Raw genomic sequence first — 19,685 nt, forward strand, 5'->3', positions numbered from 1 at the left:
TTCCCACGAGAGGCGTTTAAACCACCGTGCTCTGTAGCGAACCTGCTTGCATACTCCAAAAAATTGTGTATTATTCCAAAGACCTAGGCGTAGTTCCCTCCTCCGCGCGTTCTAAATTGCCGAGAAGTCCTGATGCCTTGCATTGATTCTTGTCAGCCCGAACCCGAAGCTGACTTGTTTAGCTGGCGCACCGCGCTGACCCTTCAAGCCGGACAAGGTCTCCGCGCACGCGCGATGACCCGCCATGCCTTGCGCAATGGCATGGATCGCTCGCGCATCGCTCGCACCCTGATCGGCGAGCTGTGCATACCAGTGGCCGCTGGTACCCGCACCAGAAGGCACGGCAGTCCAGACACGCACGACTTCCCGTTGGGGCTTGAGCTCGGCTTCGCGCCCGAACGGGTGCCGGACACCCCGGCGCTGACCGTCGAGGCCGAGCAGCACCACCAAGCAGGGCGCTATCGCGAAGCGGCCCAGTGCTGGCAGGATGTTGCGGAGGTGCTACAGGACTCCACCCCAGCGAGTATCTACAAGCGCTTGGGCGAAGCCATGGCGCGCAATCACGAGTAAATTAAAGGGGTCGGGTTCGATTTAATTTCTGATGTCAACCCCAAAAACCTGGCTCAAGCACGAAGGCGCGGTATTCGCTACTGGCCCACGGACTAGGTTGTTCAATTTCCCATCGTCACGCCGCGAAACGCTCATGCAGTTTTGATGACAGGCCGCAGGGCTCTGCGGCGGCGTGCGAGCATGGAATCGCCGAGATGCTTGTCGACCCACTGCTGCACATCGAGGGTCCGCACCGATGCCATCGCCTCGCGGATGACCGGGGCGTTTAACTCCGAGAGGAAGGCCGGAATCAGTAGTACCAGTCGGCCGACTTCCTTGAGTGGGCCACGGGCGGTAAAGGTCTTGTAATGACCAAAGAGCGATTCGATGATATCGGCCTTGATCATCGGTTAGTCCAAAACGGGGTGTTTCGGTAGGCGATCAAGCACCCTGAAGAAGCGGCAGGAGCGCCGGGTAGGCGTACCCTTGGAAGTGCAAACTGACCGAGGGAAATGCCGTTGTCCGATGCCCCTGCCTGCGTTGACTCTAGTGCAGATCGACGCCCCACGCCAATCCATGATCGCTTGGACCGCGCCAAGCATCTGCATGCGGTGGCGCAAACGCAGCAGGATGGGCACAGTCAGCGCGCGGCGGTCACCGGCGCTGGGGTGGCGCGCAGCACCCTGCGTCATTGGAACGCGCGCCCTGCGCCATTGGCGCCGGCGGCGCTGTCGGCCTTCGTCCAGACGCCCGAGGGCGTGGTGTGGCTGCGCCGGATCCTGGTCGCTGCACACTGGAGCATCAGCGAGCAGGGCGGTGCGGGCGTGCGCGTGGTCTGCGACTTTCTTGAGCGCAGTGGACTGTCGGCGTTCATCGGCGCCTCCTACGGCACGCAGCAGGCCTTCCAGAGCGAACTGGAAGAGCAGATCGTCACCGCTGCCACCGAACTGCGCGAGACCCTGGCCCAAGCCATGCCCCATCGCACACTGAGCATCGCTGAAGATGAGACGTGGAAAGACGGTATGCGTTTGGTGAGCATCGATGCCGCCTCGAACTTCATCCTGCTCGAGCACAGGAGCGATGAGCGCTCGGCGGCGGCCTGGACACAGGCGCTCGAGGGTGGTCTTGAGGGGCTGAACGTCACAGTGGTGCAAGGCACCAGCGATGAGGCCAAGGGGCTGTTGGCTCATATCCAACGCGATCTGGGCGCACACCATTCCACGGACCTGTTTCATCTGCAGCATGAGGTGAGCCAGGCGATGAGCCTGTCGCTGAAGCGCGCCGAGCAACAGGCCGAGACGGCGGAGGTCGAGGCGAAGGCGCGCTGGCAAGCCGAATGCGCCGCCGAGCAGGCCTATCATCGGCGCCGCCATGGCCCTGGGCGCCCGCCGGCGTTCGCCGCGCGCATCGACGACGCGCTAAATGACTTCGTCCAAGCCAGCCTCGCGCGCGAGCAGGCCCACGCGCGCCGCGCCGAGGCCAAAGCCCTGATCGGCGCCTTCGGGGAGGTCGATCATCCCTACGAGATCCAACAGGGACAGGCGCAAAGCCCCGAGCAGTTGCAGGCGCGTCTGGGAACGCTGTTTGCGCGCCTGGAGGCGATCGCCGAGGAGGCGGATCTTTCCGAGCGCCTGTGTGCGCATCTGGCCAAGGCGAAGCTCTCGAGCAGGTCGCCGGGGAGTGTGCCGATCTGTTCCAGCGCAGCAGCTCGTGTGTCGAGGGGCGCAACGGCTTCCTCGCGCTCTATCAGCACGGGCATCACCGACTCAGCCCGCGCAAGCAGGAGGTCTTAACCGCCCTGCACAACTTTGCGATCAAGCGGCCCGACGCCACCACGGCTGCCGAGCGCTTCTTCGCTCAGCCCCACCCATCTTTGTTCGAGCAGGTGCTTGAACGCATGCCCTGGCCCGCTCGACCGGCGCAACGACGGCCCCGCCCGGCGAGGCAGCCGTACCTCGCCCCTGTGGCGGCTTAGCAACAGTGGACCAATCGATGATCAAGGCCATGATATCGGAGGACGCCAGCCAGATGGCAGCGGCGGGAAGCTTGGCGGCTTCGTGTTCGACGTGCTGGAGTATCCGCGCCTGGAAGTCGGCCACTGGGGCCGCAAGCGCTCCGAGCGCGGACAGCTCCGCCTGCACAACGGCCGGTGTTGCGTGCGACAGCCCGCGGGTTTTGAGGACCGTTTGGACGGTCTTGGACACGGCGATCGTCTGCGTCCACGCGGACAAGACCTCGCGATACGCCAAGACCCAGGCAAACGCCTCAAGAAAGCGCGCATAGCCGCGATCGGCCAAGCGCCAGAAGGCGTCATCGAGCCCATCGACCATCGTGGCACCCTGAGCGCGAAGCGCCTCGCACAAGGCGGCGCGCGTGTCATAGCGCTGTCCGATCAGGGCGCGCAACGGTTCGACACGACGCTTGCCCAACTTGGCGCGCAGGTGTGCCCAGGCATTGGCGCTGAAGACGCACGGGCGCCCAATGGCGCTGAAATCGCCCTGATCGTGATAGCCGATCAATCGCTGTGCCCATTGGAGATGGGCATCGACATGCATGTAGCGTGCTTTCGTGCGCTGGCGTGGCGGGAGCAGGAAGAGCAGTTCGGTTTGCTGAAAGTGGCTCAAGGTGGCGGCGGCCTGCTTCAAGAACCCCTGCCAGTGCACGTCATCGCGCCAGTGCGCCTTCAGGTACGTCGCGATGGCATGGGAGATGTCGTAGGTCTCCACGCAACCCGGCGCCTGTTGGCGAAACAGCGCGATGCCCTTGCGCACGTCGCTGCCATGGTCGGAGACGATCTGCACTGGCACACCCGCGCGCGTGCTCACCTGTTCCAACACCGCCGCCACCCCAATGCCGGTACTCTTCGCCGTCACCTCCACCGCCAGCACCGTCATGTCACAGTGACGGGGCGAATAACCGGTCTCGGCCAACCGACTGGCCGGAATGCCAAGTACCACCAGGCATTTCTGCGCGCCCAGGGCCACCGTGTGATCGATGACGAAAATCCAATCGTCGCGCCGTGGCAGCGGACGCAGCAAGACGGCCAAGCCCAACCGATAGCACCAGTTCAGCACGGTGGTCGAGGCGGGAACGCCCAGCGGCAGATAGCCCGTCAACAGACGCAGGACCCAACTGACCCCACGACAACCGAAACTGGCGTGCAGATACAGTTGCAGGCTGAGCGCGATCACCTCCAGGCAATGATGATGGTTGGCGACCCGGGTCGGTACCATCGCCATGGGCGGCTCGTCGCCGCTTGCCGCTTCGGTTTCACCGCCGGATGTGCCGTTCGCCGGCGTTTGGTCCCCAGCCGCCAACGCCCGCGCCTTCCAGTAGGCGCGACTGCGCTCCAAGTCGCGAATGCGTACCTGCGCCGCACGCAAGCGCCTCTGCCGCTCCAGGGCCTTGGATTTCCACCGGTCGCGCGCGTCGCGAAACAGACGCGCCAGCCGGGCGACGGGAGTCTTCAGATCGTTCATGCGCGTCGAACCTCAGATCGAGTGCCCGCCACGTTCAGCTTGGCGGTTTACTCAGAAATCTAGGGGTTATCGATAGTTCAGCGCACCGCTTCAAGCCTCTTGTCGGCTCTATGGCCTAAGCACCTTTCCTGCATGAATGGCTGAGGGCGGATTTGGCACAAATTGAACTACCTACCCACGGACTACCCCTGAAGCATCGCTTCGACAAGCACGGCCATTGGTCGGAATTTCCGGATCTGGCCTCGACGGAGGAGAGAGGATGATGACCGGCAACACCCTGCAGCCCTGGCGCGCGGCTCGACTCGCGCGCCAGGGCCAGATGGAAAACGCCATCGGCCTGCTCCGGCATACCCTGCGGCAGAGCAAGGATCGATCCCTGCTCGCACGCACCCTGTTGAGCGAGCTGTGCTGCCCAGCCACCTCTGACCCATCCAAGCACCCAAGACCGGCACCGCCAGCCCCTCACGGCCTACGCCTCGGGCTCGAATTGGGCTTTGCACCCGACCGCATCCCCGAGACCCCCAAGCTCACCGCCGACGCCGAACTGCATCACCAAGCCGGTCGCTACCGCGAAGCGGCGCAGTGCTGGCAGGATGTCGCCGACCTGCTCCAAGAAGACACGCCGGAATCCGTCTACCGCCAGCTCAGCGAAGCCATGGCGCGCAACACCCAAGGCTTCGGCGGCACCCGGGCGGAGAACCACACCTGGGGCGACTGCCACAAGCATGATCTGCTTTCCTGGCTGCATGCCGAGTTGGACACCCAGCGGTATTTGGAGATTGGCGTCGATGCCGGGCTGAGCCTGGCGCGGGCGCCCTGTGCGGTCCTCGGTATCGATCCACGTCCCGAGCTGAAACTGGCGGTCGCGCTCAGCGAACAGGCCCAGATCAACACCCAAAGCAGCGATGCCTTCTTTCGCGAGCAGGCCGCCTCGCGCTTGCAGCCGGCGCCCGATCTGGTCTTCATCGACGGCATGCACCTGTTCGAGTTCGCGCTGCGCGACTTCATCAACGTCGAGCGCCATGCCGCCCCGCACACCCTGGTGGTGATCGATGACATCTACCCCTGTCATCCCACCCAGGCCGCTCGCCATCGGCGCAGTGACGCCTGGACCGGCGATATCTGGAAGCTGCACCGCATCCTGCAAGACTGTCGGCCTGATCTGACCCTGGTCGCGCTCAATGCCTACACCACCGGTCTGCTGCTGATCGCCGGGCTCGATCCGCAGGACCGCGTCTTGCCAGCGGTCTATGCCGCGCAGGCGCGCCGCTATCTGGAGACCGACACAGCCCCCGCCGAGGTGCTCGCGCGCGAGGGCGCGATCCCCTCGGATCATGCCCTGGTGAAGGCGCTGGTGGCGGTGCTCAAGCAAGCGCGGCTGGAGGCTTGGTCGGTGGCGCAGGTGCGCGCCGGCTTGGCCGCGCTACAGCCGGCGCTGAGCGCCGCACAGCAGGCCTATCAGGGCCGCGCCGAAGCGGGCATCGGCCAGTGCCAGCTGCTGGCGGATCAGCGCCACTGGCCGGTCGCCGTGCAACTGTTCCTGCCGCAGGCCGAGGCGCCGCACCATCGGGAGCAGGCCTCGCTGTGGTATTGGATCAAGCCCGGGCGCTGGGAGCGGCTGCGCTTTGCCTTGCCCACCGAGGCGCTCAGCCTGCCACAGCCCTTGCGCCTCGATCCCGCTGAGCGTCCCTGTCGGCTGCACATCCGCGCCTTGCGGGTGCTGTGCGGCGAGCAGGCACAGCCCTGGTGGAGCGCCGAACACGACACCGACAGCGCCCAAGCCTTCGCCGCGCTGCGTGTGCAGGGCGATGCGGTGCGGGAGGCCAGCGAGCGGGAGCTGGTGATCACCAGCACGGGCACTGATCCGCAACTGCTGTTGCCGGTGCTTGCGCCTGCGAATGGTGCAGAGTTGCCTACCGGGCCTTGTTGGTTGGAGGTGGAGCTGTTGGTGGAGGTCGAGCCGGATGATCCGCCGATGATCCCGACGGATGGCGTGTGAGACGGCGCTGCTTGTCGCTGATCAGCGTGCAACTGTTTGAAGAGATGACGCATGCATAAGGGATTCTGGGGACATATACTTAATTCCTAGGTGCATCTGATTCAATAGATAGCCAACAGAAAAACTAAACTCAAGTAGACGATTTCAGGGGGCTTGACACCTACGAAATCGACCAAGAGCCGCTGACTTGACACCAATGAAAATCGCCATTGCCGGCACAAAGATTGGGGTCAGGTCTTCCTTTTTTCTTCGATTCAGCCGGGTAGCCAGGTAGGGTGGGTAGGGTGGGCACGGTATGGCGCTGATGGTTGGCACGGATGCGGATTGGTCACGAAACCCACCGAACCACTGATCTGGTTGTCAGACTGAAACACTCTCGGGAAACCGGGGGCGTTTTTTGTTGGGAGGTGGAGCGGGTCTGCTAAAATTACCGGATATCAGCAACGCGCGGAGCACCACGCATGCCCACGATCAGCATGTTTTATGGAATTCTGGTCAATATTCTGTTCGAGGATAACGACCGCCATCATTTGCCTCATATTCATGTTCGCTATCAGGGGCAAAAAGCGTCGATTGCCATTGAGGATGGACGGATGCTTGCTGGTGATTTTCCACGAAAACAGCTGCGCTTGGTCCAGGCTTGGGTGGAAATCCACCGCGATGAGTTGCTGGCGGATTGGGAGCTTGCCGTCCAGGGCGAGCCGCCCTTTAAAATTGCCCCCCTTCAGTGAGCGAATGCCATGGACCAGTTGCTTGATGTCACGGCGGTGCGAGTCAAGCCCAATTATCGACTCGAACTAGAATTCGAAAATGGCGAGCGCCGCCTGTTCGATATGTCGTCCTACATGAATAAAAAACCGTTTGTTTGCCTGAAAGACTCGCCGCTTTTTGCATGTGCTTTTATCGATTACGGGACGGTGGTTTGGCCGGGCGAAATCGATATTGCGCCCGAGACGCTGTATGATCGTTCAGTTCCGTTCTGAGCCCAGCGAATTCGAATTCGAATTGAATTCTGGAATTCTGGGGACAGTGCGGCCTGGCAAGGCCGCGTGCTCTAGCGGGTTAGAGTCCCGCCTGGGTAATCGTGAGCCGCGAGCCCGGTATCAAGCCTTACGGCGCGAAGGGTAACTGACGCGTCGGTGCGTAGGCATGAAAACAGGCGAGGTGCAAAGGTAGCGGGTGAAGCCGCCCCTGAAGGTGTAGAGCCCCGAAAAGAATTTGTCGGAGAGTGCCGACGGGTTTGTCCCCCCGGCAGGCAACACTCCATGTCGCGTCAAGGTCAGTGGCATGGAGACTCCCCGGGGTCCGAGGCCGTATCGAGCCTTACATTGAGAGCACGTGGTAACCAGGGAGATCCAACAGCCGGTCTGCGGGAGGTGGGCACCGATGAACAAGTCTAATCAACGAGGACATCGGCGGTGGTTGCTGGAAGTCGGAGCCACTCGTATGAGCGATGACGCCCGGTAATGCGGGTCGAGCAAAGGAGTGGCGGTTTGGGAGATTGCATTGGTCTAACACGCCCCTACACCGAGAGGACTCTGCGCGTGAAAACGAGAGCCGATGCGATTCACACCAATGGAGCCAAGCGCGAGAAACATGGGTGGTCTGATGGAAGGAGGGCTTTCTGTGTTGATGGGTTGAGACAGCCCATTCCTTGGTGAATGACCTGAACTGGGAGCCGGATGGTGTAACACTCCAAGTCCGGTTCTGCGAGGAGCCGGGTAACGAAGCTGCGCACGGTCATAATATTGTGGCACCGCCGGGAAACCAGGCGGAAACAGAGAAAACAAACCTTGACCTAAACGCGGACAAGTTCCCGGCTTACTCTCCGTATACTTAATTCCTAGACGAAGAACGCCAAATGGGGTTAAAGTCTTGCCAAGCCTTTCGCGACGTGGTGAGAAATTGACGGAGATCAAGCTCATGCTGACCCTTGAAATTCCCGAACAGTTGCAGAGAAAAATCGCTGTCATGGCGAGCTTGGCGGAACAGACGCCCGAACAACTGGCGCTGGAAATGCTCGAAGAGCATCTGGACCATCACAGCGCCTACATTGAAAGCGCCTATCTCCAGCGATCCGCGCGTAACAGAGCGCGTCTCGACCGCGCCATTCAGGAGATTAAAGAAATTAAAGGGTCCAGGCTCGATTAGATTTTTCTGGCTAAGAATGATTGACGTCAAATGTCCAGACTCGGGTAACACTGCCAAGCAAACAGGTCAATAGGCAAATAGTCGCAGGGTTTTCTACGAATTGATAGTGGTACCCCTTACCAATCCAAGCGAAGCCCCCGATGAGGCGCCTGCCGATGATCCCGTCTGATTCCCCACCGCCACTAGACAGCCTCTTTCTGTGGCGCACCGCGCGGACCATTCAATCCGGCGACCTGCCGCGCGCCCGGGCGATGGCGCGCCACGCCCTGCGCACCGGCGTTGATCGCGCTCGCATAGCTCGCGCCCTGATCGGGGAGCTGTGCCAATCCGGTCGCGCAATGACTCGAAACCACTCCGACCGCGCCCCCGCCACGTCCCACTGGTCCCTGGGATTGGAACTCGGTTTCCCGCCCATGCGCGTTCCCGCCACGCCCCGCCTGACCGACGAGGCCGAGCAGCACCACCAAGCCGGGCGCTATCGGGAGGCCGCTCAGTGCTGGCAGGATGTCGCGGACCTGTTACAAGAGAACACCCCAGCGCATATCTACCAGCGCCTGGGCGAGGCCATGGCCAGCAATCCACACGGCTTCGGCGGCACAGCCGAAGAAAACCACCTATGGGGCGACTGCCACAAGCACGATGTCCTCGCCTGGCTGCACGCCCAACTGGGCACCGAGACCTATCTGGAAATCGGCGTCGACGAGGGCATCAGCCTCGCCCGCGCGCCCGGTCGCGCCATCGGCATCGACCCACGCCCGGATCTGCACCTGCAAGCGGCGCTGAGCGCGCAAGCGCAAATCCTAACCGCCAGCAGCGATGCCTTCTTCCGCGACCAGGCCCGTGCGTGCTTGCAACCGCCGCCGGATCTGGTGTTCATCGACGGCATGCACCTGTTCGAGTTCGCCCTGCGCGACCTGATCAACGTCGAGCGCCATGCCGCGCCCCATACCCTGGTCGCCATTGATGACATCTACCCCTGCCATCCCACCCAGGCCGAGCGCCACCGGCGCAGCGGCACCTGGACCGGCGACATCTGGAAGCTGCACGCCATTCTGCGCACCAGCCGCCCCGAGCTAACCCTGGTCGCGCTCAATGCCCACACCACCGGCCTGCTGCTGATCGCCGGACTCGATCCCGAGGATCGGGTGCTGGCGGCCAGCTACCCCGCCGAGGTGCGCCGCCATCTGCACAGCGGCCCGCCACCCCCGGCGGTGCTGACCCGTCAGGGCGCCATCCCGTCGGATCATCCCTTGGTCGGCGAGCTAGTCGCGGTGCTCAAGCACGCCAAGGCCGAGGGTTGGTCGGTGGCGCAGATGCGCGAGGGGCTAGCGTCGCTCCAGCCTGCGCTGGCGGCCGCTGAGTTCGAGTATAAAGGGCTGGCGGAAGCAGGAGTTGGCCGCTGTGGACTCAACCTGCTGATGCCGGGCGGCCCGGTAAAGGTGCAGGTCTACTGGCCCCAACCGCAGCATCCCACCCACCACGAAGCCGCTTCCACCCTTTACTGGGTGCGCCCTGGGGACTGGGTACAGATCCGCTTCCAGATCCCCGATGGGCTGGATCTCAGCCAACAACCTTTGCGCCTGGACCCCGCCGACCGCCCTGGGCGGGTGCGCATCGCCGCGCTGCGGGTGCGCGCGGCCGAGTCCGAAGCGCTGCTGTTCAGCGCCGAGACGCCCGAAGCCTTCGCCGCGCTGACGCTGCAAGGCGATGCTCGTCAACTGGCCACCGCGCCTGAGCTGCTGATCGCCTGCGAGGGCGAGGACCCGATCATCGTCTTGCCCCGGCTCGCCAACCTCGCGCCCAGCACGGCGGGAGCGCGCCCTGGTTGGTTGGAGGTGCGGATGATGATTGAGGTGGACGCGGATGCCGAGATGCCTTCGCACCCCGGCGCCACACCCACCGCCGAGCATTCTGACAACATTTGAGGCTCTGCCCGATGCATCCAAGCGCCTTGGAAACCGGTCGGCAGTTCTTTGAGACCTATTGGAGGGAGGACTGCCATAACATTCTCGATATCGGCTCGCGGGATGTGAATGGCACGCTGCGCGCTGTGAAACCTGAGGGGGCGGCCTATCTGGGGGTGGATCTGACCCCTGGTCCCGGGGTGGAATTGGTCCTGCAAGACCCGCATCGCCTGCCGTTCGATGACGCGAGTTTCGATGTGGTGGTCTCCACCTCCTGCCTGGAGCATGACCCGCTGTTCTGGCTGACTTTCGCCGAGATGGCGCGGGTGGTGAAGCCTGGAGGCTTGATCTACATCAATGCACCATCCAATGGCAACTACCACGGCTACCCGTTCGACCACTGGCGCTTTTATCCCGATGCCGGGCTGGCCCTGGCGCGGTGGTCGGAGCGGGTGGGCACGCCGGTGGCCTTGATCGAATCCTTTATCGGCAAGCGCGTTGGTGCGGATCCCTGGGCCGACAACGTGATGGTGTTCGCCCGCCAGCCGTTCGCGCATCCCTTGCCGGAGCCCCTGCTCTGCGACCGGCTCCCCGGCGCGACCAACCTGCGCCGTGGCGAGGCCGAGGCTCTTGATCGGTTTCAGGCGCTACCGGAAGATCTGCGCGATCTCAAGCAGGCGCAAGCGCGGTCAAAGGCTTTGCAGGAGCAGCTCGAGGCGAGTCAGGCGCGGGAGGCGGCGCTGAGCGCTGAGCTGGCCGCATTGCAAGCTGAACAGACGGCTTCGGAGGCTGATGGAGGCGCCGCATCCCTGGCTGGTGACGGAGGATAGCGCGCATACCTACTAAAGGTGCAGTGCAGTGCCGTGCTGCGGCAGCTCGCCGACTGGATGCAGCCCGGCGATCTGTTGGTGATGGAGGATGGCGTCCTCGATGACCTGGGCCTTTCCGAGCGCGACGGCGGCGGCCCCAACCGCGCCCTGCGCGAGTTCTTTAGTGAGCATCCGGATTGCTTCCGCGTGGATCGCGATCTCTGCGACCTTTTCGACCGGAATGCGAACTATGCGCCAAATGGCTGATTGTGGAAGACTGAATCAGCGCATCATGATCAGCAAGAATGAACGGGCTGGATGTATGTTCTTTCGGCCCAGACGCGCTCGTATCCTCGCTGACGGATAGACGGTTGCCAAGACAGCCTGAAGTCGGCAGACTCACTGTCAAGCCCCTGATCCGAGATCGCCATGACTGAACTTACTCTCCAGCTCCCAGAACACCTGTTTTCTGCCCTTCGCCTGGGGCCGCGCGAATTTGCCGCCGAGATGCGCATTGCCGCGGCGGTGCAGTGGTACAGCGAGCGACGCGTCTCCCAGGGCAAGGCTGCCGAGATCGCGGGGCTTAGCCGAGCGGCCTTCCTGGATGAACTGCGACAGCGGCGCGTTGCTGCCATCCAGATCGACGTTGATGAACTGGATGCTGAACTTGGCCTGGACTGAGCGCCATTGCGTGATCAACGCCTCGCCCCTGATCTTGCTGGGTAAGCTGGGCTATTTGCGCATGCTGGAACAGATGATCGCTGGCGTTCAGGTGCCTGATGCGGTCATCGCTGAAGTCAGTGTCGGGAAGGGTGAGGCCAACCTTGGCGAAACCCTGCATTGGGCAGCACAACGACGCCTGGCGGATCAACCGATCCCCACCGAAGTAGCCGCTTGGGATCTGGGTCAGGGAGAAACGCACGTGCTCAACCACTGCCTGCTAAAAAACCGCTTTGCGATATTGGATGATGCCGAAGCTCGGGCTGCGGCAAAGGTTTTCGGTATACCGGTATTCGGCACCTTGGGCGTGGTGCTCCAAGCACGGCTGCAGGGGCTAATCCCGGCGGCTCGACCGGTCGTTGCCCAGTTGGTGGCATCCGGCTCGTACCTCGCCCCCGAGCTGGTGGAACGGGCATTGGCAAAGGTGGGGGAATAAGTCCAAATTAAAGGTTTAAATTAAGGTTCAAATCACCAATTGTGGATAGAATTAAACGGGTAATTAAAGGGGGTAGGTTCGATTTAATTTTTGGACTCAACATCAACTGACACCCCTGCCACAAGCACGATGTCCTCGCCTGGCTAAACGCCCAACTGGGCACCGAGACCGATCTGGAGATCCGCGTTGACGCCGGCCTGAACCTCGCCCGGTCGCGCCATCGGCATCGACCCACGTCCCGATCTGGACCAGCAAAGTGCTGACCCGGCAGCGCGCGATTCCGTGCGATCATCCCTTGGTCGGCGAGCTAGTCGCGGTGCTCGATGGCCGGTCGACCGATCGGACGAGGGTCGATTTCGATACAATCAATCGAAAATTTGTAACCTCTGTGGAGCCATTGCCTTGGATTGTAGCTCCCGTTCACAATCGGAGTGGATATTCCAATGAGCCGCTTGCCTATCATCCCGTCCGAACCCTTACCACCGCCAGACAGCCTCTTGCTATGGCGCACTGCCCAAGCTATGCGGGCCGGGGATCTTCCGGGCGCGCGGGTGTTGGCTCGCTATAATTAAAGGGTCCAGGCTCGAATTAATTTAAGTCAAGGATTGGCAGGCCTGGTGCGTGCAAGAAGCCATCAGCACCGTGGTGGAGCTTGCTGATTTGCTGGTATCGAGACTGGATTCAGAATGAATGTCAAATAACGAGACAGCGGTGAAATCACAGAACATCTGTCGGCGTTGCCATCGTGAAATTTGAATGGAATCAAGAAAAAGCCGAAGTGAACGCGCGCAAGCACGCGGTGAGCTTCGAGGAAGCCACGACAGTTTTTGGTGATCCTTTCGCTGGAACTTTTCGCGATGAGCGCCATTCTATTGGGGAACAGCGATATATCACGGTTGGACTGGCTTCATCGGGTCGATTGCTGGTCGTTTCTCACACCGAGGATCGTGGAACCTTTCGGATCATTAGTGCCCGATCAGCCACACCGCACGAGCGCAAACTCTATGAATCCTGACGATCTTGAAGATGACTTGCTTCCCGAATACGACTTTGACTTTTCCAAAGCTGTCCGCGGAAAATACTATAAAGAATACACTCAAAGCAGCAACATCGTTGTCCTCGATCCTGATGTCGCGGCAGCCTTCGAGAATGCTGAGGCGGTCAACAGCGCACTGCGATCCATGTTGGCGTTTGCAAAACAAACAGAACGGCTAACACATTTCAAGTGCTCAACAAATTAACAGATCCGGGGAATTCCGGGGACATACTTAATTCCTTTTAATTCCGGGATAAAGGAATTATAGGGTTCAGGCTCGATTTGATTTTTCTGGCTAAGAGTGATTAACGGCAAATTTGCGGACTCGAATAACTCGGCCAAGCACAAAGCTCAATAGGCAAATAATCGCCGGGTCTTCTAGGAATTGATAATGGCACCATTTCCCAATCCAAGCGAGTCCCCAATGAGCCGCCTGCCGAAGATCCATCCTGATTCCCCACCGCCACCAGACAACCTCTTTCTCTGGCGCACCGCGCGGACCATTCAATCCGGCAACCTGCCGCGCGCCCGGGCGATGGCGCGCCACGCCCTGCGCACCGGCGTTGATCGCGCTCACATGGCTCGCGCCCTAATCGGGGAAGTGTGCCAATCCGGTCGCGCAACGACCCGAATCCACTCCGACCGCGCCCCCGCCACGTCCGAATTCCGGGGACATATATGGTCCGCCCCGCGATGCAAGAGGAAAATCGCTGTTTGGTAGAAGGAAACGTTGCGGCCATATATCCGGCATCGTTAAGAGGGATCATTTCCGAAGTCGATCCCCGTGCCCTAATGGAATTCGCGTACCTCGCCGTCCTCAATCAGTATATCAGTCTCAGCTTAAGCTGGCTGCTGTCCCCGTCAGGTTTTCAGCGAGGCGGTCGTGCCTTTCATGCCATCACAGTGGATTTCACTCTTCGCAACTCGTGGTGTGGAACTCGGTTGATGCCCGATCAGGGCGGGTTAATCGGAATGGTTCGTGGCCGGTATGGCGTTACGCGGTAACGGCCGCAGGCTTTGCTAACGCCCCGCGCGCCGTATCGAAAGCCTTGCCGGTGGTCATCACCGCCCAAGCGATGCGCACGAGCTTGTTGGCCATCGCAACCACGGCGACATTGGCATGACGGCGCTGCTTGAGATCCCGCGCCCAATGACTGAGAGCGTCGTCTTTCTTCTCAACCCAGCGCATCATTGCACGCGCCCCGTTGATTAAGAGTTTGCGCATGTACACATCGCCCCGTTTACTGATTCCGAGCAAGCGCGGTTTCCCGCCGGTGGAGTGCTGTCGCGGCACCAGCCCCAGCCAGGCGGCCAGCGCGCGGCCATTGTTGAACAGCCCCCAATTGTCGCCCAATGTGGCAATCAAGGCGGTAGCGACCAGCGGGCCGATGCCGGGAATGCTCCTTAACAGCTGGACCGACTCATTGGTGTCGGCGACGGCCTGAATCTGAGTATCATAATGCTTGACCCGCGTATCCATGTGACGCAGCTCCTCAAGGAGCCCGTTCAATTCGGCGCGAAACCGCTCGCTGAGTCCATTCTCGGCGTCTTCAAGGATTTCCGGCAGGCGGCGCATGAGCTCAGCACGCCCTTGAGCAATGACAATGCCGTATTCGGCCAACAAACCCCGGATCTGATTGACCAGTGCCGTGCGCTGATCAATGACCATTGAGCGCATGCGGTGGGTACCCTGGATATCCTGCTGTTCAACGTTCTTGATGGGCACGAACAACTGGCGTGGGCGTCGCGCGGCTTCGCAGATCGCCTCGGCATCGACGGCGTCGTTCTTGTTGGTCTTCACAAAGGGCTTCACATGCTGCGGGGCGATCAACACCACCTCATGGCCGAACCCCTGGAAGGTGCGCGCCCAGTGGTGGGCGCCACTACAGGCTTCCATGGCGATGCGACAGGTCGGCTGTTGGGCGATGAACTGACTCAAAGCTTTACGGGCGACCTTGCGGCTAAATACCATCTCGCCTTGGGCGTCGACACCAAACACGTGCACGCTGTTCTTGGCCAGATCAATGCCAATGGTGGCAACCGGTTCTTTGCTGAACGTCTTCATGGATTTTTTCTTTGCTTTTTTCATGACTCTTCTCCGCAGTCTTCGGTTAACGATTAGGTGGTTGTCGATAGCCTATTTTGCTTGATTCAGAGGGTTTTTAGGAGCGGGGCAGACCATCCCATTAGTATACTTAATTCCTAGACGCAGCCCGCCAAATAGGGCTATATTCTTGCTAAGTCTCTGTGACTAAGGTCAGACATTGGCGAAACAATGGCAAGACTCCCGAGAGTGGTGGTTCCGGGGTTGCCGCATCATGTAACGCAGCGCGGCAATCGACGGCAGCAGACATTTTTTAGCGATGACGACTATGCGGAGTATCGTCGATTGCTATCGCTCTCCTGTCGAGCCTGCGAAACGCGGGTGTTGGCCTACTGCTTCATGCCCAATCATGTGCATCTGATTCTGGTGCCGGCGACGGAGTTTGGTTTGCGGGATGCGTTGGGTGAAGCCCATCGGCGCTACACCCGGATGATCAATTTTCGCCAAGGCTGGCGGGGGCACCTGTGGCAGGAGCGGTTCCACTCGTTTGTTATGGATGAGCGTCATTTGATCGCTGCTGCCCGATATGTGGAGCTCAATCCTGTGCGTGCGCGTCTGTGCCAACGCCCGGAGGATTGGGAGTGGTCGAGTGCGCAGGCGCATTTGGCGGGAGCGGATGATGCGCTTGTCCAAGTTGGGCCGCTATTGGAGCTGATTTCGGACTGGTGCCGTTTCCTTGGCGAACCGGAGGACAGGGACACCGTCGAAGCATTGCACTCACATGCCCGCACCGGGCGCCCGCTCGGTGGGGATGATTTTGTCGAAGCCCTGGAGCAGCGCCTCGGACGTGCGCTCAAGCGACAAAAGCCGGGACCAAAGCCACGCCAACGGGAGACTGACACGCGGGATTTGTTCGACAATGACGCTTAAACCGGCCCGAACCCCGTGGCGCGATTTTCCGCCGGTGGTGATTCACAGCCCTGAAATCGCGGTCAAGCGGCATCCCGACTATCGAGCGGCAAAGTCCGGGGATGTGCAAGCGGCGTTTTCGCTGGTCAAAGCAACCATCGGCGGCGTCGTCATCGGGGCAACGGTCCTCACCGGCAAACCCTTTTCTGCCGTTTTATCGCCAACACAAGAGCAACTCACTGCGCTGAGAGCGAAACATGGACAAACACTTGAAATCTGGTGGCACGAGCGATTCGGTTATGGGTTCGATTGCCTTACTCAATCAGAAGCTCGTTACCTCGAACGTTCCCCGGATGCTGACACCATCCGAAGTCGCCTTATTGAGGAAGAGTAAGCAGGAAATCGCTGAGCATTATCGGAATTCGAGTTCCGGGGACAGTGCGGCCTGGCAAGGCCGCGTGCTCTAGCGGGTTAGAGTCCCGCCCGGGTAATCGTGAGCCGCGAGCCCGGTATCAAGCCTTACGGCGCGAAGGGTAACTGACGCGTCGGTGCGTAGGCATGAAAACAGGCGAGGTGCAAAGGTAGCGGGTGAAGCCGCCCCTGAAGGTGTAGAGCCCCGAAAAGAATTTGTCGGAGAGTGCCGACGGGTTTGTCCCCCCGGCAGGCAACACTCCATGTCGCGTCAAGGTCAGTGGCATGGAGACTCCCCGGGGTCCGAGGCCGTATCGAGCCTTACATTGAGAGCACGTGGTAACCAGGGAGATCCAACAGCCGGTCTGCGGGAGGTGGGCACCGATGAACAAGTCTAATCAACGAGGACATCGGCGGTGGTTGCTGGAAGTCGGAGCCACTCGTATGAGCGATGACGCCCGGTAATGCGGGTCGAGCAAAGGAGTGGCGGTTTGGGAGATTGCATTGGTCTAACACGCCCCTACACCGAGAGGACTCTGCGCGTGAAAACGAGAGCCGATGCGATTCACACCAATGGAGCCAAGCGCGAGAAACATGGGTGGTCTGATGGAAGGAGGGCTTTCTGTGTTGATGGGTTGAGACAGCCCATTCCTTGGTGAATGACCTGAACTGGGAGCCGGATGGTGTAACACTCCAAGTCCGGTTCTGCGAGGAGCCGGGTAACGAAGCTGCGCACGGTCATAATATTGTGGCACCGCCGGGAAACCAGGCGGAAACAGAGAAAACAAACCTTGACCTAAACGCGGACAAGTTCCCGGCTTACTCTCCGGACACGTCATGCAGCTCCCGGGATCGCGCCCACGATCTAAACCATGCCCCAAGCCCTCATCTTAGTCGGCGGCCAAGGCACCCGCCTCGGCCCGCTGACCGCCGCCCTGCCCAAACCGATGCTCAACATCGGCGGTCGCCCATTCATCGAGCGTTTGATTGAAGAGGTCGCCCGCCACGGCATCGACGACATTATTCTCCTCTGCGGTTATCTCGCCGAGCGCATCGCCAAGGCCTTCGATGGCACCCGCATTCGCGGCGCCCATATCAGCTGCGTCACCGAGCCAGCGCCCCTGGGCACCGGCGGCGCCCTGCGTCAAGCCGCCGAGCGGCTCGATGACCGCTTCCTGCTGCTCAAAATCAAAGGGGCTCGAATTAATTTCCAATGTCAAGCCGTAAAACGCATAAAGATGGACATGAGTGGCATTGACGCAGAGTGTGAGCGGATTTTGCCAGCATGGCCGAGTGAATCAAATCCGGCTTAGCGCCAAGTCTCCACAAGCCTCGGCGCATCGGCTAGACTGCGGGCATGAGCAAGCCCCAACGCATCCCGTGGCATAAACTCCTCGGCAGCGCCCTAGCCGATGCCCTGATCGGACTCCCGTACAGCGTCAGCACCGAGGAAGAACTCGCCTTGCGCAGCCAGCGCTTGGATGTGCTCATCATCGAGCAGGCCGGCGCGCTCGCGGCCAACGCCCAACCGGCTGCGGAACGCCCGGACGGGCTTGAGGACCTGGCCCAGCACAACCTGCTGAGCTTCAAAGCCGCCGACGAGCCTTTCAACGCTTTTGCCGCCGAGGAGCTGCTCAGTCATGCCGTCACCTACCGCAAGGTCGCCTCCCTGCGTGCGCTGCGCGTCCCCGCGCCCGACGAGGACGACACGCTGGCCGAACCCAAGGAACGCTACCGCCTGCTCCCGGCCGCGGACTTCCGCTGCTTTGCCGTCACCACGCGCTTTCCGCGCCAACTGGTCAAACAACTGCTGCCCGGGAGTTGTCAAAAGACCGAGAAGCCGGGTATCTATCACCTGCGCTTTGGCACGCAAACCTTCCGTCTGGTGGTGATCAATCAGCTCGATCCTCACCCACGCAACGCCCCTTGGGGCTTGTTCGCCACCGAGGAAACGCGCTGGCGCGCCGCCTTCGCGGCCTATCACGCCCACACGGACATTGGTCTGCATCTGCGCAACCTTATCGCACATTTTCGCCTGGGAGATGGACACATGGCCTATACGCAAGACGACATGCATCGCGAAGCCCGCGAATGGCTCAAGGGCTTTCTGCCCGAACTGCTGCCCGAGCTCGATCCCGAGGAGCGGCTCAAGGGGCTGACGCCCGAGCAACGGCTCAAGGGGCTGGATCCCGATGTAGTGCTCAACCGCTACGATCCCGAGGATCGGCTCAAGGGGCTGGATCCTGAGTTCATTGAAGCCTGGCTGGCCAAATGGAGCACGCGCCACTGAGCAAGAAACTGCGACAGCACCGCCATCGAATTCCGAATTCCGAATTCCCGAATTGAATTCCGAATTCCGGGGACATATACTTAATTCCATTCCATAGAACGCCAAATGGAGTTAAAGTCTTTCTAAAGCGTTTATGTTGGTGAGACATTAACGGAACAATCGCCATCAACATTCGCGCCGTCTACCATTAATTAAAGGGGCCAGGCTCGAATTAGTTTCCAAAGCTAAGCCGTAAAGCGCATAAGGAAGGACAAAAAAGAATTAAAGGGGTCAGGTTCGATTTTATTCTAACCACATTTGACTCCATCTTTGTTAACCAATGAATCGTAAACATCAACGCACGCTTGAAAAGATCTTCACTCGTCCAGTCTCTGCGAACATTCGTTGGTCGAGTATTGAGGAGTTGTTCGCCGTGCTTGGCGGTCAAATCACCGAGCGCGAAGGCTCGCGCGTGCTGGTGCGGTTGTTTGGCGAACGGCGGGTTTTTCATCGTCCGCATCCTGAGCCTACGACCGACAAAGGGGCGGTGGAATCCATCCGCAAATGGCTTGACGAGCACGGAGTCCGACCATGAAATTGATGACAATCCAAGGCTATCCAGCGGTGATTGCATACGATCCCGAGATCAAGCTGTTTCGTGGGGAATTTTTGGGACTCAACGGTGGAGCTGATTTCTACGCCAAGGATCTCGATGCTTTGCGCGAGGAAGGGGAGCTATCACTGAAGGTGTTTCTCGACGCCTGTGCCGAAGATGGAGTGAAACCACGCAAATCCACGTCCAGTGAGTTGTCGTTGCACCTCGATCCGGCTGTGCATGAGGCGGCGGTCATGGCTGCGGCTGCGCAAGGTCAGAATCTCGATCAGTGGGCGGCGGATGCCATCCGCCAAGCGGTCATGACAGTAAGCTAGAAAGAAACAACCCAGCCCCAAGGGGCGGGGTCCGGTGTT

Annotated in this window: 22 protein-coding genes; 20 read left to right on the forward strand and 2 right to left on the reverse strand. The window is 60.5% G+C overall.

From position 1 onward, the window contains the following. Positions 1 to 132: 132 nt before the first annotated feature. Positions 133 to 570 (forward strand): hypothetical protein, encoded by a 438-nt coding sequence (locus tag Thiofri_RS00930; RefSeq protein ID WP_009146844.1) that lies wholly within the window; start codon positions 133 to 135, stop codon positions 568 to 570. A gap of 131 nt (positions 571 to 701) precedes the next feature. Here the strand turns inward: Thiofri_RS00930 and Thiofri_RS00935 are convergent, their stop codons facing one another. Then, on the reverse strand, positions 702 to 956 hold the full coding sequence (locus tag Thiofri_RS00935) for a hypothetical protein (RefSeq protein WP_051023734.1): 255 nt from the start codon (positions 954 to 956) through the stop codon (positions 702 to 704). A 111-nt stretch (positions 957 to 1,067) separates the two neighbouring features. Between Thiofri_RS00935 and Thiofri_RS00940 the strand changes: the two genes are divergently transcribed. From Thiofri_RS00940 to Thiofri_RS01000, 13 genes are all read left to right on the forward strand, one after another. Next, positions 1,068 to 2,342 (forward strand): hypothetical protein, encoded by a 1,275-nt coding sequence (locus Thiofri_RS00940; RefSeq protein ID WP_143741736.1) that lies wholly within the window; start codon positions 1,068 to 1,070, stop codon positions 2,340 to 2,342. Further along, positions 2,240 to 2,524 (forward strand): DUF6399 domain-containing protein, encoded by a 285-nt coding sequence (locus tag Thiofri_RS24645; RefSeq protein ID WP_223296651.1) that lies wholly within the window; start codon positions 2,240 to 2,242, stop codon positions 2,522 to 2,524. Before Thiofri_RS00940 ends, Thiofri_RS24645 begins: the two co-directional genes overlap by 103 nt. 1,763 nt (positions 2,525 to 4,287) lie before the next feature. Further along, complete coding sequence (locus tag Thiofri_RS00950; protein WP_051023736.1) at positions 4,288 to 6,027, forward strand: class I SAM-dependent methyltransferase; 1,740 nt, start codon at positions 4,288 to 4,290, stop codon at positions 6,025 to 6,027. Between the two features lie 461 nt (positions 6,028 to 6,488). Further along, the gene (locus tag Thiofri_RS00955) at positions 6,489 to 6,758 is read left to right on the forward strand and encodes a DUF4160 domain-containing protein (protein ID WP_009146848.1); all 270 of its coding nucleotides are present in this window, start codon (positions 6,489 to 6,491) and stop codon (positions 6,756 to 6,758) included. A gap of 9 nt (positions 6,759 to 6,767) precedes the next feature. Further along, positions 6,768 to 7,010 (forward strand): DUF2442 domain-containing protein, encoded by a 243-nt coding sequence (locus Thiofri_RS00960; protein ID WP_009146849.1) that lies wholly within the window; start codon positions 6,768 to 6,770, stop codon positions 7,008 to 7,010. 940 nt (positions 7,011 to 7,950) lie between these two features. Then, positions 7,951 to 8,178 carry a hypothetical protein gene (locus tag Thiofri_RS00965; RefSeq protein ID WP_009146710.1) on the forward strand — a complete coding sequence of 76 codons (228 nt, stop codon included), beginning with the start codon at positions 7,951 to 7,953 and terminating at the stop codon, positions 8,176 to 8,178. Between the two features lie 155 nt (positions 8,179 to 8,333). After that, complete coding sequence (locus Thiofri_RS00970) at positions 8,334 to 10,103, forward strand: class I SAM-dependent methyltransferase (protein ID WP_009146711.1); 1,770 nt, start codon at positions 8,334 to 8,336, stop codon at positions 10,101 to 10,103. An 11-nt stretch (positions 10,104 to 10,114) separates the two neighbouring features. Next, complete coding sequence (locus Thiofri_RS00975) at positions 10,115 to 10,912, forward strand: class I SAM-dependent methyltransferase (RefSeq protein WP_009146712.1); 798 nt, start codon at positions 10,115 to 10,117, stop codon at positions 10,910 to 10,912. A 33-nt stretch (positions 10,913 to 10,945) separates the two neighbouring features. After that, positions 10,946 to 11,158 (forward strand): cephalosporin hydroxylase, encoded by a 213-nt coding sequence (locus Thiofri_RS00980; protein ID WP_009146713.1) that lies wholly within the window; start codon positions 10,946 to 10,948, stop codon positions 11,156 to 11,158. Positions 11,159 to 11,320: 162 nt separating this feature from the next. Continuing rightward, on the forward strand, positions 11,321 to 11,572 hold the full coding sequence (locus Thiofri_RS00985) for a UPF0175 family protein (RefSeq protein ID WP_009146714.1): 252 nt from the start codon (positions 11,321 to 11,323) through the stop codon (positions 11,570 to 11,572). Next, the gene (locus Thiofri_RS00990) at positions 11,550 to 12,047 is read left to right on the forward strand and encodes a DUF3368 domain-containing protein (RefSeq protein ID WP_051023712.1); all 498 of its coding nucleotides are present in this window, start codon (positions 11,550 to 11,552) and stop codon (positions 12,045 to 12,047) included. The genes Thiofri_RS00985 and Thiofri_RS00990 overlap by 23 nt, the downstream gene beginning before the upstream one ends. 745 nt (positions 12,048 to 12,792) lie before the next feature. Beyond that, entirely contained in the window at positions 12,793 to 13,062 is a 270-nt protein-coding gene (locus Thiofri_RS00995) for a BrnT family toxin (RefSeq protein WP_009146716.1), read from the forward strand. Then, positions 13,052 to 13,288, forward strand: a complete 237-nt coding sequence (locus tag Thiofri_RS01000) for a hypothetical protein (protein WP_009146717.1) — start codon at positions 13,052 to 13,054, stop codon at positions 13,286 to 13,288. Before Thiofri_RS00995 ends, Thiofri_RS01000 begins: the two co-directional genes overlap by 11 nt. A 789-nt stretch (positions 13,289 to 14,077) precedes the next feature. Here Thiofri_RS01000 and Thiofri_RS01005 read toward each other — a convergent pair. Further along, positions 14,078 to 15,148 carry an IS110 family RNA-guided transposase gene (locus Thiofri_RS01005; RefSeq protein ID WP_040854342.1) on the reverse strand — a complete coding sequence of 357 codons (1,071 nt, stop codon included), beginning with the start codon at positions 15,146 to 15,148 and terminating at the stop codon, positions 14,078 to 14,080. Between the two features lie 210 nt (positions 15,149 to 15,358). Between Thiofri_RS01005 and Thiofri_RS01010 the strand changes: the two genes are divergently transcribed. From Thiofri_RS01010 to Thiofri_RS01035, 6 genes are all read left to right on the forward strand, one after another. Then, entirely contained in the window at positions 15,359 to 16,057 is a 699-nt protein-coding gene (locus Thiofri_RS01010) for a transposase (protein ID WP_009146708.1), read from the forward strand. Next, on the forward strand, positions 16,047 to 16,430 hold the full coding sequence (locus Thiofri_RS01015) for a hypothetical protein (RefSeq protein ID WP_009146709.1): 384 nt from the start codon (positions 16,047 to 16,049) through the stop codon (positions 16,428 to 16,430). Before Thiofri_RS01010 ends, Thiofri_RS01015 begins: the two co-directional genes overlap by 11 nt. 889 nt (positions 16,431 to 17,319) lie before the next feature. After that, positions 17,320 to 17,760, forward strand: coding sequence for a sugar phosphate nucleotidyltransferase (locus Thiofri_RS01020; RefSeq protein WP_009146721.1), 441 nt, complete (start codon positions 17,320 to 17,322; stop codon positions 17,758 to 17,760). Between the two features lie 44 nt (positions 17,761 to 17,804). Next, positions 17,805 to 18,737: a hypothetical protein gene (locus Thiofri_RS01025; protein WP_009146722.1), complete on the forward strand. Its 933-nt coding sequence runs from the start codon at positions 17,805 to 17,807 to the stop codon at positions 18,735 to 18,737. Positions 18,738 to 19,056: 319 nt separating this feature from the next. Next, positions 19,057 to 19,311, forward strand: a complete 255-nt coding sequence (locus Thiofri_RS01030) for a type II toxin-antitoxin system HicA family toxin (protein ID WP_009146723.1) — start codon at positions 19,057 to 19,059, stop codon at positions 19,309 to 19,311. Next, positions 19,308 to 19,646, forward strand: a complete 339-nt coding sequence (locus Thiofri_RS01035) for a type II toxin-antitoxin system HicB family antitoxin (protein ID WP_009146724.1) — start codon at positions 19,308 to 19,310, stop codon at positions 19,644 to 19,646. Before Thiofri_RS01030 ends, Thiofri_RS01035 begins: the two co-directional genes overlap by 4 nt. Positions 19,647 to 19,685 lie beyond the last annotated feature (39 nt).

Source organism: Thiorhodovibrio frisius (assembly GCF_033954835.1).
Classification (GTDB): Bacteria; Pseudomonadota; Gammaproteobacteria; order Chromatiales; family Chromatiaceae; genus Thiorhodovibrio; species Thiorhodovibrio frisius.